Source organism: Arsenicicoccus dermatophilus, assembly GCF_046267915.1.
In the GTDB taxonomy this organism is placed as follows: Bacteria; Actinomycetota; Actinomycetes; order Actinomycetales; family Dermatophilaceae; genus Arsenicicoccus; species Arsenicicoccus dermatophilus_A.
In genome coordinates this window covers 2,496,319-2,510,488 of sequence record NZ_CP176520.1, presented here as the reverse complement: position 1 = coordinate 2,510,488, position 14,170 = coordinate 2,496,319, and the positions used below count along the sequence as shown (strand labels likewise).

General features: G+C 72.1%; 12 protein-coding genes. 11 read left to right on the top strand and 1 reads right to left on the bottom strand.

The features are described from left to right. Positions 1–7: 7 nt before the first annotated feature. The 11 genes from ACK2IS_RS11870 (at position 8) to ACK2IS_RS11820 (ending at position 12,712) form a co-directional block, all read left to right on the top strand. Positions 8–1,393, top strand: a complete 1,386-nt coding sequence (locus ACK2IS_RS11870) for a GntP family permease (protein ID WP_409483529.1) — start codon at positions 8–10, stop codon at positions 1,391–1,393. A 374-nt stretch (positions 1,394–1,767) separates the two neighbouring features. Further along, a complete protein-coding gene (locus ACK2IS_RS11865; protein WP_409483528.1) occupies positions 1,768–2,853 on the top strand; it encodes a C1 family peptidase in 1,086 nt (361 codons plus the stop codon). Positions 2,854–2,959: 106 nt separating this feature from the next. After that, positions 2,960–3,556 (top strand): hypothetical protein, encoded by a 597-nt coding sequence (locus ACK2IS_RS11860; RefSeq protein WP_409483527.1) that lies wholly within the window; start codon positions 2,960–2,962, stop codon positions 3,554–3,556. A 34-nt stretch (positions 3,557–3,590) separates the two neighbouring features. Next, the gene (prfB, locus tag ACK2IS_RS11855) at positions 3,591–4,706 is read left to right on the top strand and encodes a peptide chain release factor 2 (RefSeq protein ID WP_409483526.1); all 1,116 of its coding nucleotides are present in this window, start codon (positions 3,591–3,593) and stop codon (positions 4,704–4,706) included. A gap of 139 nt (positions 4,707–4,845) precedes the next feature. After that, positions 4,846–5,130, top strand: a complete 285-nt coding sequence (locus ACK2IS_RS11850; protein ID WP_409483525.1) for a hypothetical protein — start codon at positions 4,846–4,848, stop codon at positions 5,128–5,130. 167 nt (positions 5,131–5,297) lie between these two features. Continuing rightward, entirely contained in the window at positions 5,298–6,143 is an 846-nt protein-coding gene (locus ACK2IS_RS11845) for a cell division ATP-binding protein FtsE (RefSeq protein ID WP_409483524.1), read from the top strand. Continuing rightward, positions 6,140–7,051: a permease-like cell division protein FtsX gene (gene ftsX / locus ACK2IS_RS11840; RefSeq protein ID WP_409483523.1), complete on the top strand. Its 912-nt coding sequence runs from the start codon at positions 6,140–6,142 to the stop codon at positions 7,049–7,051. Before ACK2IS_RS11845 ends, ftsX begins: the two co-directional genes overlap by 4 nt. 196 nt (positions 7,052–7,247) lie before the next feature. Further along, on the top strand, positions 7,248–8,687 hold the full coding sequence (locus tag ACK2IS_RS11835) for a peptidoglycan DD-metalloendopeptidase family protein (RefSeq protein ID WP_409483522.1): 1,440 nt from the start codon (positions 7,248–7,250) through the stop codon (positions 8,685–8,687). A 61-nt stretch (positions 8,688–8,748) separates the two neighbouring features. After that, complete coding sequence (gene smpB, locus ACK2IS_RS11830) at positions 8,749–9,228, top strand: SsrA-binding protein SmpB (RefSeq protein WP_409483521.1); 480 nt, start codon at positions 8,749–8,751, stop codon at positions 9,226–9,228. Between the two features lie 78 nt (positions 9,229–9,306). Continuing rightward, entirely contained in the window at positions 9,307–11,304 is a 1,998-nt protein-coding gene (locus ACK2IS_RS11825; protein WP_409483520.1) for a DUF2207 domain-containing protein, read from the top strand. Positions 11,305–11,458: 154 nt separating this feature from the next. Further along, positions 11,459–12,712 carry a DUF2207 family protein gene (locus ACK2IS_RS11820; RefSeq protein ID WP_409483519.1) on the top strand — a complete coding sequence of 418 codons (1,254 nt, stop codon included), beginning with the start codon at positions 11,459–11,461 and terminating at the stop codon, positions 12,710–12,712. A 186-nt stretch (positions 12,713–12,898) separates the two neighbouring features. Here the strand turns inward: ACK2IS_RS11820 and pepT are convergent, their stop codons facing one another. Continuing rightward, complete coding sequence (gene pepT, locus ACK2IS_RS11815; RefSeq protein WP_409483518.1) at positions 12,899–14,155, bottom strand: peptidase T; 1,257 nt, start codon at positions 14,153–14,155, stop codon at positions 12,899–12,901. Positions 14,156–14,170: the final 15 nt, after the last annotated feature.

Genomic DNA, 14,170 nt, shown 5'->3' with positions numbered 1-14,170 from the left:
AAGACCCATGACCACCACCCTGCACCCGTTGTTCGCGGCGGGCGACGCGGCGGCCGCGATCCCGGCGGCACGGCTCGTGCCGGCCGTGCTTCTCGGTATGGCGCTGATCGTCCTGCTGATCACCAAGCTGCGCTTCCACCCCTTCCTCGGCCTGATCCTCGGGTCGCTGACCGTCGCCGCCGTCGCGGGCTTCGACCTGAACAAGGCCGTCGAGTCCTTCACCAAGGGATTCGGCTCCACCGCCGCGAGCGTGGGCACCCTGATCGCCCTCGGGGCGATCTTCGGCAAGCTGATGGCGGACTCCGGCGCCGCCGACGAGATCGTCGACACCATCGTCGGCCGCTCGACCCCGGCGACCCTGCCGTGGGCCATGGCCGCCGTCGGCGCGCTCATCGGCCTGCCGATGTTCTTCGAGATCGGCCTCGTGCTGCTGATCCCGGTGATCTACCTCGTGTCCCGCCGCTCCGGGCAGTCCGTCGTCCGCATCGGCATCCCGACCCTCGCGGGCCTGTCCGCCATGCACGGCTTCGTGCCGCCGCACCCCGGCCCGCTGGCCGCCATCGACGCCGTCAAGGCCAACCTCGGCCTCACCCTGGCCCTCGGCGTCGTCGTCGCCCTGGTGGCCGTGGTCCTCGCCGGCCCGATCTTCGGCGACGTAGCCGGCCGCTGGGTCGACGCCCCGCCGCCGGAGATGTTCGAGACGCGCGCGTCGAGCACCGGTCGTCGCCCCGCCTTCGGCATCACCCTGGCCACCGTCCTGCTCCCCGTCGCCCTGATGATGGGCAAGGCGCTCGCCGACATCTTCGTCAGCAGCAAGAAGGACCCGCTGCGCGCCTCCCTGGACTTCCTGGGCACGCCGCTCGTCGCGCTGCTGATCGCCGCCCTCGTGGGGATGCTCACCTTCGGTCGCGGCGCCGGCTGGAGCATGCGGGAGACCGCCAGGTCGGTCGAGTCCTCCCTGCCCGGCATCGCCGGCATCATCCTGATCGTGGCGGCCGGTGGCGGCTTCAAGCAGGTCCTCATCGACACCGGTGTCGGCAAGCTGGTCGCCACCTGGGTCGACAGCTCGGGCATCTCGGTGCTGCTCGTCGCCTGGCTGGTCGCCGTGCTCATCCGGCTGGCCACCGGCTCGGCGACCGTCGCCACGGTCACCACCGCCGGCATCGTCGCCCCGCTCACCGTGGGCATGAGCCAGAGCCACATGTCGCTGCTGGTCCTCGCCATCGGCGCCGGCTCGGTGTTCTTCTCGCACGTCAACGACGCGGGCTTCTGGCTGGTCAAGGAGTACTTCGGTCTCAAGGTCTCCGAGACCATCAAGACCTGGTCGATCATGGAGACGATCATCTCCGTCACCGGTCTGCTGACCGTCCTGCTGCTGTCCGTCGTCGTCTGACGGCTGCTCGTCCGGCGCCCGTCCCCCCGAGCTCGCGGGGGCGGGCACCGCGCCGTGCCCCGCGCCGGCGGCGCTGCCTGAGAGTGATCGTCCAGCGGTATGCCGGTCGTCATCAGCCCTCGGTCGGGTCGCCGCGCTCGGTAGCCCTGTGCCCCGGGTACGTGAGGGCCGGTGACACCGGTCGTACCAATGAGTAGGCGCATGGCGTCCGAATGGCTGAGTCTGTTGCCAAATCGTCATGGGGGACTGGTGCATACGTCCGTACAGGGGCACATTCGGACACGTACCGCTCACCGCCACGGGCCCGACTCGGTGCGTCGGCCTGCTCAGGCGTCCTCCTAGGTGAGCGAACCTCACGCAGAGTAAGGACCTTTATGCGTACCTCCCGACTGATCGCCCTGTCCGGCGCCGCCCTCGTCGCCACCTTCGGTACCGCCTCCAGCGCGGTCGCCGCCACCACCCCGCCCCCCGCGCCCGCCAAGGCGGCCGCCTCCGGCAACCACGGCATGGGCCTCGACCTCAACGTCGCCAAGGCCCGCAAGGCCAAGCTGGCCAAGGGCGTGCGCGCCTTCGGCACCGCCCAGACGCTGCGTCCTGCCGGGATCAAGTCCGGCGAGGGTGACCTGAGCCAGTACGCCCTCACCCCCGGCAACCAGGGCAACATCGGCTCCTGCGTGACCTGGGCCACCGGCTACGCCGGCTACGGCATCCTGATGAACCAGCAGAAGATCAGCGGTGGCCCGATGGCGCCGATGTACATCTACTCCCAGGTCTCCCGGGGCAACGACCGTGGCACCACGGCGAGCGTCGCGCTGCCCATGGAGCAGGAGCAGGGCATCGACACCCAGTCGCACTACAAGCACGGCCCGGAGGACTACGTCAACCAGCCGACCCAGGAGGAGCGCCAGAACGCCGCCAAGTACAAGCTGAGCGGCTTCAAGGAGATCTCCACCGACGCGGGGACCGCCCGTCCGGCGATCGAGGCTGCCATCAACGCCGGTCACCCGGTGCCGATCGGCATGCAGCTGCGCGAGAACTTCAATGACATGGACGCGCAGACGGCGGCCAACTACAGCTACCGTCCCGAGGGCCGCACGATCGGTGGTCACGAGATCACGATCATCGGCTACAACTCCAAGGGTGTGAAGATCCAGAACTCCTGGGGCCCGAGCTGGGGCGACCGTGGCTTCTTCACCCTCTCCTGGGACGCGCTGTTCAGCGGTGACCTGATGGAGGCCCACACGATGGACGGTGTCCAGGGTGGGGCTCCCGGCCCCGCGCCCACGGACGGCCCGACCGACCAGCCGACCGACGGCCCGACCGACCGTCCCACGGACGGCCCGACGGACGAGCCGACCGACGGTCCGACGGACGAGCCCACCGACGAGCCCACCGACCCCTCTGACGACCCCGAGGACGGCGGCGACTGGTGGGACGACTTCTTCGGCGCCAAGAAGTGACCATCTGCGGTGACTGATCCTGGGCGTCCTCGACGCCCATGGTGACCGGATCGGGTCCCTCGCGTCGCGAGGGACCCGATCGCCATACCCGACCGCAGGAGCGCCCGTGAACCGCACGTCGATCCGTCTGTCCGTCCTGATCCCGCTCGTCGCGGCGCTGGCCGCCTGCTCGGGTGGTGGTGGTCCCGCGCCCTCGACGACGGGCTCCTCGTCGTCGAGCCCCGGTCCGGCCACCGGCAGCGGCACCGCACCGGCCGGCGGCGCCACCGAGCCGTCCGCCCGCCCCTCGCCCAAGATCTCCGGACGGTTGTTCGGACCCGAGGCGCACTGCATGGGGCCGGCGAACTGCTTCCTCAGCAACCCCAAGAAGCTCTCCGAGAGCGAGCTCGCCACCATGCTCAAGGGCCTGTCCGGGGCCACCACCGCACCTCCGGGCGAGGCGCCCTGGCCCTTCGTGGTCCTGGACGCGCCGGAGGCGGGCCTGCCCGTGCGCTCCCGCCCCGCGCCCGACGCCCCCGTCGTGGCGGAGGAGGGGACGGCCCTGCGGCACCGTCTGGTCTACGCCTACTGCCGCTCGACCACCGGCTCGGACGCGTGGTACCGCATCCAGTCCCTGCAGGACGCGGCGGAGGGGGAGTACTACGTCGAGGGCCGCTATCTCCACGCCTTCCACCACGACGGTCAGATCCCCCCGTGCCGCTGAGTCGGGTTGCGGCGGGCCGGTAGGCTGTCTCCTCGTGGCTGTCGACTTCCCTGAAGAGATCAAGACCCTGCGCGCGACGATGGACTCGGTGCGCCAGGTGACCAACCTCGACGCGCTCGCCGAGCAGATCACGGACCTGGAGGCCAAGGCCAGCGCCCCTGACCTGTGGGACGACCCGGACGAGGCGCAGAAGATCACCTCCGCGCTCTCCCGCGCCAACTCCGAGCGGGACCGGGTCATGGGGATGGACAGCCGGATCGACGACCTCGAGGTCCTCGTGGAGATGGGCACCGAGGAGGGCGGCGACGCCGAGACGATGCGCGAGGCCGAGGCCGAGCTGGTGTCCATCCGCAAGGCCGTCGGCGAGTTGGAGGTGCGCACCCTGCTGTCGGGGGAGTACGACGAGCGTGAGGCGGTGGTCACCATCCGCGCCGGTGCCGGTGGCGTGGACGCGGCCGACTTCGCCGAGATGCTGATGCGGATGTACCTGCGCTGGGCCGAGCGGCACGACTACCCGACCAAGGTCATGGACACCTCCTACGCCGAGGAGGCCGGGCTGAAGTCCGCGACCTTCGAGGTCAACGTGCCCTACGCCTTCGGCAACCTGTCCGTCGAGGCCGGCACCCACCGTCTGGTGCGCATCAGCCCCTTCGACAACCAGGGCCGTCGCCAGACGAGCTTCGCCGCCGTCGAGGTGATCCCGCTCATCGAGACCACCGACACGATCGAGATCCCGGAGAACGAGCTCAAGATCGACGTCTTCCGCTCCTCGGGCCCCGGCGGTCAGAGCGTCAACACGACCGACTCGGCGGTGCGCATGACGCACCTCCCGACCGGGATCGTCGTGTCGATGCAGAACGAGAAGTCCCAGATCCAGAACCGCGCCGCCGCCCTGCGCGTCCTGCAGTCCCGACTGCTGCTGGTCAAGAAGCAGGAGGAGGACGCCAAGAAGAAGGAGCTCGCCGGCGACGTGAAGGCGAGCTGGGGGGACCAGATGCGGTCCTACGTGCTGCACCCGTACCAGATGGTCAAGGACCTGCGGACGGAGTACGAGGTGGGCAACACCTCGGCGGTGCTCGACGGGGACATCGACGGCTTCCTTGAGGCGGGGGTCCGGTGGCGTCGTCATCAGGCCAACGCCAAGGACTGACCCGTCCGGCGCACCTCCTGTGACGCAGACCCCCCACCTTGACGCACCGGGTGAGTGGTCTGCTCCGTTCGGTCGCAACCGGACTCTGGGTCTGGCTGTTCACCCGTCCGTGACCACGCCGTGACCTACGCTGGGTCCCATGGCACTGCTCTGGGGCGAGACCCGCGCCGACCGACAGGTCCTGCTGCTGCGCCGGCGCGTGGAGCTCCTGGAGGAGCAGGTCCGCCTGCTGGCGCGCTTCACCGGTATCGACCCGCACCACCTTCCGCAGGAGCGAGAGGTCCTCGGCGAGGAGGCGGCCCGGCTGGCCCTCGGCGGGCACAAGGTCGCAGCGGTCCGCGCGCACCGCAAGGCCGAGCACGTCGACCTCAAGACCGCCGTGCAGGACGTGGAGACCTTCCTCGCCCAGCACGAACGGGTGTGACGGCGCCGGCTCCCGCCTCGACCCATCACCGGGCGCGGTGCCTGCGGTGATGACGTGCGCACGACATCACCGTCAGGTCCCGCCCGCACCGCCCGCCGGCGCCTAGGCTCGGCCTCGGCGGGGGCGTACCCCCCGCGTTCCGCGGATCGAGGGTGAGGCGCGCTCAGATGATCAGGTTCGACCACGTCTCGATGGTGTACCCCCGCGCGTCCCGTCCCGCCCTGGACGACGTGACCACCAGCATCGAGCGCGGCCAGTTCGTCTTCGTCGTCGGGTCGTCGGGGTCGGGGAAGTCGACCCTGCTCCGGCTCGTCGTGTGCGAGGAGACGGCCACCGCGGGCCGGGTCACCGTGGCCGGGCGAGAGCTGGAGCGGCTGCCGCGCCGTGAGGTGCCCAGGCTGCGCCGCGAGATCGGCAGCGTCTTCCAGGACTTCCGGCTGCTGCCCGGCAAGACCACGGCGGAGAACGTCGGGTTCGCCCTGGAGGTCGTCGGGCGCACCAAGAACCTGGCCCGCCACGTGGACGACACGCTCGAGCTCGTGGGGCTGGGCGGTCTGGGTGGCCGCTACCCGCACGAGCTCTCCGGCGGGGAGCAGCAGCGCGTGGCCATCGCCCGGGCCATCGCCGTCGGGCCGGCGGTGCTGCTGTGCGACGAGCCGACGGGCAACCTGGACCCGGCGACCAGCCTGGACATCGTCGGCCTCCTGGACGAGATCAACCAGCGCGGCACCACGGTGGTGATGGCGACCCACGACGACGAGATCGTGGACGCCATGGGCAAGCGGGTGATCGAGCTGCACGACGGCCGGCTGGTGCGCGACGACGCGGTGGGTACCTACGCCCTCCAGCGTCAGGCCGCGCTGCGGGCCGCCGCCGGGCCCCGGGACGCCTGGGGCGACCAGACCTGCGCACCACCGCCGACGGGGCACGCGCCGGTCGGCGACGTGCGCGCCGCCGGACCCACGGGGACCCTGGCGGGCGCGACCCGCGTCCAGGCGGGGGAGGACCGATGAGGGCAGGTTTCGTCCTGCGCGAGGCGATGACCGGGCTGCGCCGCAACCTGTCCATGGCCGTGTCGGTGGCGCTGGTGACCATGGTGAGCCTGCTCTTCCTCGGCATCGGGATGCTCAGCTATCACCAGGTCCAGTCCATGAAGGGCTACTGGTACGACAAGATCCAGGTCTCCGTGGTGCTGTGCAACGCCACCTCCGGGGAGGCGGCCTGCTCGCGAGGCGCGGCGACGGCGGCCGACCGGGCGGCGGTCGAGCGGCAGCTGGGGGCCATGCCCGTGGTGCAGTCCTGGCACTACGAGAGCCAGCAGGAGGCGTACCAGAACTTCCAGCAGCAGTTCCGGGACAACCCGATCGTCGCGGGCACCAGACCGGAGCAGCTCAAGGCGTCCTACCGGATCAGGCTGACCGACCCGCAGGAGTACCCGCAGCTCACCAGCACCTTCCAGGGCTCGCCGGGGGTGGAGAAGGTCGAGGACCAGCGCAAGGTCGTCGAGCCGCTGATCGACCTGCTGTCCAGCCTGACCCTGGCCACGATCTCCATGGCCGCGGTGATGCTGCTGTGCGCCGTGCTGCTGGTGGCGACCACGGTCCGCAGCTCGGCCTACACCCGCCGGCGCGAGACCGGCATCATGCGCCTGGTGGGGGCCGGCTCGATGACGATCCGCGCACCCTTCGTGATCGAGACCGTCGTGGCCGCGCTGGCCGGGGCGGCGCTCGCCGTCGGGTTGCTCGGCGGGCTGCTCGGGTGGCTGTCCTCGCGGCAGGGGGGCCGGTCGGTCGTCTTCGGCGGGGTGCCCCTGGTGGGCCCGGGTGACCTGTGGCGGGTGGCTCCGTGGCTGGTGCTCGTCGCCGTCCTGGTGGCCCTGGTGACGTCCTGGTCGGCACTGCGTCGACACCTGCGGGTCTGACGCGTCGACCCCCTGGACGCCGGCTGCAGATAGGGCCATCCGGGCTACCGTAGATGGCGAACGGGTGACGAACAAGTCACAACGGAACGAAGTTGTTCGTCACCGGTGGTGTGACTGAAGTGATAGGTGGTACCAACGGGGAGTGCGGGGTTGCTGCGGCGCTCCGCCGCCCGCGTCCCCGACCTCAGGATCCCTCATGCCTGCACCTACGCCCCGCACGACCTCGCGCGGCTCGTCGGCGCTCTGCTGCGTCCTGGCCCTGGGGCTGCCGGCGCCGGCCTGGGCGCAGGAGTCGGGAACGGACGATCAGCTGCGTGGGCGCCAGGCCCAGGTGCAGGAGTCCCTGGAGGGGGCGCAGGGCCGGCTGGAGATCACCACGGCGGAGCTGGCCGCCGCGTACGACGCCCTCGTCCAGGCCCAGGGACAGCTCCCGCGCGCCCAGGAGCAGGAGGCCGCGGCGACCCGAGCGTGGCAGGAGGCGCGTCGCACCGACCAGGAGCTGGCCGACCGGCTGGCGGAGGCGACGGTCCAGGAGCAGCAGGCCGCTGCGGAGCTGGCCGCCACCCGCACGGCCCTGGCCACGGTGACCGGTCGGCTCGGACGGGTCGCCGCCGAGATGCAGGCCGGCGGCTCCGGGAACCTGGACCCGCTGAGCGTCCTCGTGCAGGCCCAGACCCCGGACGAGCTCTACACGCGGTACCAGGGTCTGGAGGCCGTGGGCAGCGTGCAGGCCCAGGACGCCCGCGACCTGGCGACCGCCCGCGCCGAGGAGACCGCCAAGCAGGCCCGCCTCGACGCCGTCCAGGACGAGGTCGCCCGCCTCAAGAAGCAGTCCGAGAAGCGGGTCCGGTCGACCGCGCAGGCACAGGCCCGGGCGGCCACGGCCCGCACCCGCGTCGAGCAGCTGGTCGCCCAGGCAGGCCGGGCCACGGCCGAGATCGAGTCGCGCCGGTCCGAGGAGGAGGCCCGGGTCGCCGACCTCGACGTGCAGGCCCGAGCGCTGACCGCCGAGCTCGCCGACCGCACCCGTCGGCGCAAGGAGGCGGCCGCCGCGGCCGCCGTGCAGCGGGCTCGGGAGGCGGCAGCGGCGCAGGCGGCGCAGGAGACCCCGACGGCGACCCGCACGGCCACGCCCCCGGCTGACACGAGAGCGACGACCGCGCCGCGAGCGCCCAGGGCGAGGGACTCCCAGGCCGTCCCTCGCCCGCGCACGGTCCCTCGCGTCGCCACCTCGCCCCACGGCGGCGCCGTCCTCTCCGCACCGGCCGCCGGCCGGATCACCTCACCCTTCGGCATGCGCTTCCACCCGGTGCTGAAGTACGTGAAGCTGCACACCGGCACGGACTTCGGAACGGGCTGCGGGGCGCCGGTCCACGCCGCCGCGGACGGGCAGATCGTGAGCGCCGGGTTCAACCGGGCCTACGGCAACCGCGTGGTCCTGGACAACGGCATCCTGCGCGGCCACGACCTGGTCACGACCTACAACCACCTCACGAGCATCACGGTGTACGGCGGGCGGGTGCGTCGCGGTCAGCTCCTCGGCTACTCCGGCACGACGGGCTACTCCACCGGATGCCACCTGCACTTCGAGACCATCGTCGACGGGGTCTTCCAGAACCCGACGCTGTGGCTGTGACGACGTCCTCCCGGCGTACTCGCTCGAATCCCACCGCCCGGCGGCCCTAGACTGGACCGTCATGGCCAAGGAGCAGGGCACGAAGGTGATCGCGCGCAACAAGAAGGCGCGCCACGACTACCACATCCTCGACACGTGGGAGGCGGGACTCGTGCTGTCCGGCACCGAGGTCAAGTCGTTGCGGCAGGGACGCGCGAGCCTGGTCGACGGCTTCGCCCAGGAGTATGCCGGGGAGCTCTACCTCGAGGGCGTGCACATCCCGGAGTACTCCCAGGGCACCTGGACCAACCACGCCGCCCGCCGCCGTCGCAAGCTGCTGCTGCACCGCGACGAGCTGCGGACCATCGTCGCGAAGTCGCAGGAGAGCGGGCACACCATCGTGCCGCTGGAGCTGTACTTCAAGGACGGCAAGGCCAAGGTCGAGATCGCTCTCGCCAAGGGCAAGAAGCTCTACGACAAGCGGCAGACGCTGCGCGAGCGTCAGGACGGCCGGGAGGCCGCCCGCGCGGTGTCCGACGCGTTCAAGCGGGCCCGTGGCTGATCGGCGGCCGGAGGCAGGGAGCCGGTCGGTCCGATCCGCCGTCGTAGGGCTGTGCAGCCGACGAGCAGGGGGAACTCCATGAGCCTGACCACGACCGCTCGACCGGGTGGGACCGGGCGGCTGCCGGCGGCGCTGGCCGCCACGGTGGTGTCCCTGTGGCTGCTGCTCATGGGGGCGGTGCCCGCGTCGGCCGTGACCGCTCGGGCCGAGGGCACCGACCGGATCCGCAACCTGACCGTGGACTACCGCGTGGACGCGCGTGGCGGCGTCGACGTGACCGAGTCCTACCAGTACGAGTTCAACGACCCGGGCCGGCACGGGTTCACCCGCTATGTCCCCACGGTCGAGGGCTATGACCCCAAGGGCGGCAGCGCGGACAGCACCCAGCACCGGGTCTACGCGATCAGCGACATCCGGGTGACGAGCCCGGACGCACCTGACGACGCCGCGGTCAGCACCCTTGGCAACGACACCGTCATCCGGGTGGGCAGCGTCGACCAGACCGTCAGCGGCACCAAGCACTACGTCATCAGCTATCACCTGGACCACGTCGTCAACGAGCAGGAGGCCGGGGTCGCGTTCTTCCCGAACGTCCTCGGCAGCCGGTGGCAGCGCCCGATCGACGAGGTCGACGTCTCGGTGACCGGTCCGGCGGCGCCGATCAAGGTGGGCTGCACCTACGGCCCCGCGGGCACCAAGAAGGCCTGCGCGACGGCCACCAACGGCACGCCGGCACGGTTCTCCGCCACCGACCTGGCCCCGCGCGAGGACATGACCGTCAGCGTGATGTTCCCGCGCTCGGCCTTCACCGACGTCAGCAAGCAGATCGAGCAGGGCGGCCCGGAGACCGCTGACGGCCGCGTGTCCATGTCGCCGTCCGAGGCCAAGGCCCGCACCCTCGGCCAGCTCGGTGTGGGGCTCGGGGCGCCGCTGCTCGCCGCGCTCGGCATGGGAGCCCTGGTGTGGCGCCGCGGCCGGGACGAGCGGTATGTCGGGCTCGCGCCGGACACCGTGCCGGCGCCCGGTCAGCAGGTCGCGACCACCCGCGGCGGCAAGGCCCTGCCGGTGGCCGTGCGGTTCACCCCGCCGGACGACGCGACGCCGGGCCTCATCGGGACGATCTACGACGAGTCGGCCGACACCATCGACGTGTCCGCCACCGTCATCGACCTCGCGGTCCGGGGCTACCTGCGGATCGAGCAGACCCAGGACGGCGGCGTCTTCCAGACCAACGACTGGAAGCTGGAGTACCTCGGCACGCCCAAGCCGGGTGACCGTGGGCTGCTGCGCTACGAGCGGACGATCCTGGACGGGATCTTCACCTACGGCACGCCGGTGATGATGTCCGAGCTCAAGAACCGCTTCGCCCCGACGCTGGCCGCGGCCAAGCAGGAGATGTATGCCGAGACCGTGCAGCGCGGCTGGTTCCGCAGCTCGCCGGAGCAGGTGCGCAATGCCTTCGGCTGCCTGACCTGGCTGCCCTTCCTGCTCCTCGGCGGCTGGTTCTTCTTCGGCAGCGGGTCCTTCGTGGGCGCGCTGGAGTCCGACCAGATCGCCGGGATCGGGCTTCCCGTGCCGTCGCTGCTGCTCGCGGGCGCCGGGCTGTTCGCGGTGCCCTTCATCGTGCGGGCCCTGGCCAAGCGGATGCCCGCGCGGACCGCCGACGGGTCCGCGGTGCTCTACCAGGCCCGCGGGTTCCGGGAGTACCTCCTGACCGCCGAGGCCGAGCAGATCAAGTACGACGAGGCGCTGGACATCTTCAGCCGCTACCTGCCCTACGCCGTGGTGTTCGGCGTGGCGGACCGGTGGGCCAAGATCTTCGCCCAGGTCGCGGAGATGGCCCAGGCTCAGGGCTACGACGTGGGCATGCCGACCTTCTACGTCTGGTACGGCGGCGGCTTCGGGGACTTCTCCGACTTCGGCAACGCCGTGGACTCGTTCTCCACGACGGCGGCCGGCGCGTTCACCTCGACGCCGGGCTCCTCGGGCGGCAGCGGGTTCGGCGACGGCGGGTTCGGGGACTTCGGCGGCTTCTCCGGCGACGGCTTCGGCGGGGGCGGCGGCGACTCCTGGTGAGGTGACCGGCCGCCGGGCGCCGACCGGGCGAGCTGACGGGCCGGGCTGAGGACAGGACGCGTCGGGGGACGCGTGGAGATCGACGTGGGTCGGGCCGCCCGCGCACCGTGCGCCGGGCGGTCCGACCCACCGGGGGAAGGTCCAGGGGGACACGATGACGAGGACGGATCTGGGTTTCGTGGTGCTCGGCGTGCTGCCGGTGCTGCTGGTGGCCGTGGTGCTGTGGTGGTTCCGGCGGCGACGCCGGGACGAGATGTACGTCGGGGTGACGCCCGGGGAGAGGCCCGCACCGGGCACCGGCATACGCACCCGTCGTCTGGGAGGCACGGGGGAGTGGACCGGGGCGGTGGCGGTGCGGTTCACGCCCCCGGACGGGGTGACCCCCGGGATCGCGGGCACGGTCGTCGACGGACGCGCCGACCAGGTCGACCTCAGCGCGACCATCATCGACCTCGCGGTGCGGGGCCACCTCACGCTCACCGCGGTGCCCGGGGACGGCTCGACCCGGGCCGAGGATCCCGACGGGCCCTCGCGCGCCGTCGACTGGGAGCTGGAGCGGCACCGGGAGGTGCGCGACGGGCTGCGGCCCTTCGAGGCCGAGCTGCTGGGCGAGCTCTTCGCCGGCGGTGACCGGGTGCGGCTCTCGGCGCTGCGGGGGAGCTTCGGGATGACCTTGCGCAAGACCCAGATCGGGCTCTACCGCGAGGTGGTGGACCACGGGTGGTACGTCGACCACCCGCAGCTGCGCAACCGGCGGCTCGGCTGTCTCGGCTGGCCGATCCTGCTCGCCGGTCTGGCGCTGCTGGGGCTGCTCGCGGTCGACCTGGTCACCCACCGGCGCTACGGGCCGCTCGAGCTGCTGCCGGGTCTCGGCCTGCTGGTCTCGGGGCTGCTGCTGGTGCGGGGCGGGCGGGGGCGGACCCCGCGCACGGCCGAGGGCACCGCGGTGCGGGTGCAGACGCTGGGCTTCCGGGAGTACCTCACGACCGCCGAGGCCGACCAGATCCGCGTCGAGGAGGCGCGCGACGTCTTCAGCCGCTACCTGCCCTATGCCATCGTCTTCGGCTGCGCCGACCGGTGGTCGCGGATCTTCGGCGAGGTCGCGGCCCGGGCCCACCTGGCCGGGGTCGCCGACGTGGCCTTCGACCTGGACTGGATCCAGGGCGTCGACCTGCTCGCGGACGTCGCCCACCTGGGGATCGACGTGGTCCGCGTGGTCGACGCCTTCGACGGGCCGGGGCTGGTCGACGTGGGTGCGGGGCTCGGTGACCTCGTCGACGGCGACCTGGTCGAGACGCTGTCCAACGGGCTGGGCGAGCTGGCGTCGGGGGTGGGCGACTTCGTGGCGTCGTCGGCGGACCTCGTGGACGGTCTGGACGGTTGCGACCTGGACGGCTGCGACCTGTGAGGTCGGCCCGCCCCCGCCCCCCGGGCCGGGGGGCGGGCTCGCCGGTGCCGGTGCTCTCGTCTCGGCCTCCGGCCGGAGCCGGACGCCGCGACGCGAGACGGGTGCAGAGCGGGAGGCGGGGCGCTCAGGCCAGACGGACGAGGGACGCCCCGTCCGGCGGGCGGTATGCCGGGGCGACGCGGCCGCTCAGGCCCCGGCGGTGACCCGCACGAGCTGGCGGACCAGGGCATGGCTGCGCTCGAACGACGACAGCGGCAGGAACTCCGCCGTGCTGTGGAAGTTGTGCGCGCCGGTGAAGAAGTTCGGCGTCGGGATGCCCTGCCGGGACAGCCAGGACCCGTCGGTCCCGCCGCGCATCGGGAGGGGGAGCGGCTCGATCCCGAGGTCGCCCATCGCCCGCAGCAGGTGCGCCACCGCCGGGTCGTCCGGGGCCAGGGAGTCGGCGATGTTGCTGTAGACGTCCTCAACGGCCAGCTCGATCACGGCCCGCGGGTGCATCGCGCGCACGGCCTCGACGGCGTCGCGCAGCTCGGTCTTGCGGGCGGCGAACCGCGCCCGGTCGTGGTCGCGGATGCTGACGGTGAGGACCGCCTCGGCCTGGCCGCCGGTGATCCCGTCGACCCACAGGTAGCCCTCCCGCCCCTCGGTGCGCTCGGGGGTCTGCGCGCGGTCGAGCCGGCCGATCACGTCGGTGGCCACCAGGATCGGGTTGACCAGCACCCCCTTGGCGGCCATCGGGTGAGCGGTGACCCCCTCGACGCGGATCGTCGCGGTCGCGGCGTTGAAGGTCTCGGTGACCACCTCGCCGAGCTCGCAGCAGTCGATGGTCCAGGCGTGGCGCACCGGGAAGCGGTCGAGGTCCAGGGTGCGGACGCCGCGCAGCCCGATCTCCTCGTCGGGGACGAAGGCCAGGTGGACGTCGCCGTGCACCTCGTCGGCGCCCGCGTCCAGCAGCCCGGCGGCGGCCTCCATGAGCACGCTGATCGCGGCCTTGTCGTCAGCGCCCAGGACGCTGGTGCCGTCGGTGACGAGAAGCCGGTCACCGGCATACCGCGCCAGCTCGGGGTGCTCCGTGACCCGGATCCAGCGGTCCCACCGCCGGTCCAGGCACACGTCGCCGCCGTCGTGCTCGACGACGCGTGCGTGGATCTCGGGGGACAGGTCGACGTCGACGGTGTCCAGGTGGGCGCAGAAGCCCACGGCGGGCACCGGGGGGTGGCCGTCGGGCAGGGTCGAGGGGATCCGGGCGGTCAGGACCGCGGTGTCGGACAGGTGGACGTCCGCGGCGCCCATCGCCACCAGCTCGTCGCGCAGGAGCTCGGCCAGCTCGCGCTGCCCGGGCGTCGACGGCACGACGACCGCGGCGGCGTCGCCCTGGCTGGTGATGGCGCAGTAGCGGAGAAAGCGCTCGACGAGGGCGTCCTGGATCCCGTGCGTGTCCACGCGGTCATTGCACCA